The following is a 1335-nucleotide window of genomic DNA, read 5'->3' on the forward strand; positions in this document are numbered from 1 at the left end:
AAGAGGATGTGGAAAGAGCAGTAAGGGCGGCGGAGGAGGCCTTCTCGGGGTGGTCTTCGACCCCTGTGGTCGAGAGGGCACGCATCCTCTTTCGGCTGAAGATGCTCATGGAGGAGAACTTCGATGAGCTCTCCTCCCTTGTGACCCTGGAGAACGGCAAGGACAAAAAGGATGCCTCAGGGGAGGTCAGGCGTGCGATAGAGGTGGTTGAGTTTGCCTGCGGGATGCCCACCCTCTTGATGGGAGAGACGGTGAGGGATGTGGCGAGGGGGATAGACAACCTCTCCTTTCGCTACCCTCTGGGGGTGGTGGCGGCGATCACACCGTTCAACTTCCCGTGCATGGTGCCGATGTGGACGATTCCCATAGCCATAGGGGCGGGCAACACCTACATCTTGAAACCCTCCGAGAGGACGCCTCTGTGCTCGCAGAGGATAGGGGAGCTGCTCTTTGAGGCGGGGCTTCCAGAAGGGGTTTTCAACATAGTGAACGGGGCCAAAGAGGTGGTTGATGCCATCCTCACCCATCCCGGGATAAAAGCCATCTCCTTTGTAGGATCTCAACCTGTAGCAGAGTACGTCTACAGAGAAGGATGCGCCCATGGAAAGCGGGTACAGGCTTTAGCGGGAGCCAAGAACTCCATGATCGTCCTGCCCGATGCGGTCTTGGAGAAGGCTGTCCCGAACATCATCTCCTCAGCATATGGCAACGCAGGAGAGAGGTGTCTGGCAGGGAGCGTTCTTGTAGCCGTAGGAAAAGAAGAAGAGCAGGACAGGCTCATAGGAGCAGTAAAAGAAGCCGCAAGTAAGATGAAGGTAGGGCCTGGCTACGAAGAAGGCAGCGAGCTTACCCCCCTCATAAGGGACTCCCACAGAGAGAAGGTCCGCTCCTACGTAGACCTCGCAGAACAAGAAGGAGCAGAGGTAGTACTCGACGGGAGGGTACCCCCAAGAGAAGAAGGGTTTTTCTTTGGGCCCACGATCCTCGATCGGGTAACGGCCAAGATGCGGGTAGCAAGAGAAGAGATCTTTGGGCCGGTACTCTCCGTAGTCCGTGTACCCGACCTGGATGAAGCCATAGAGTTCACCAACGGATCTGCCTTTGGCAACGCCTGCTCGATCTTCACCGAGAGTGGAGCGGCGGTAAGGCGCTGGCGTGAGCGCATAGAGGCGGGGATGCTTGGGGTCAACATAGGAGTAGCGGCGCCGATGGCGTTCATGCCGTTCAACGGGATAAAGAAATCCTTCTATGGGGACTTGCACGCCACGGGCAAGGATGGGGTGAGGTTTTTCACCGAGAACAAGGTCGAGATAGTCCGCTGGCTCTCCTGAGGAG

1 protein-coding gene is annotated in these 1335 nt (G+C 57.2%); it reads left to right on the forward strand.

Going from position 1 to position 1335, the window contains the following annotated elements:
• Window positions 1–1331 (forward strand): CoA-acylating methylmalonate-semialdehyde dehydrogenase (locus AC6EKW_RS15005; RefSeq protein ID WP_498514823.1); only part of this gene is annotated, 1331 nt, incomplete at its 5' end.
• Window positions 1332–1335 lie beyond the last annotated feature (4 nt).

Source organism: Rubrobacter sp. M3-4 (assembly GCF_059772285.1).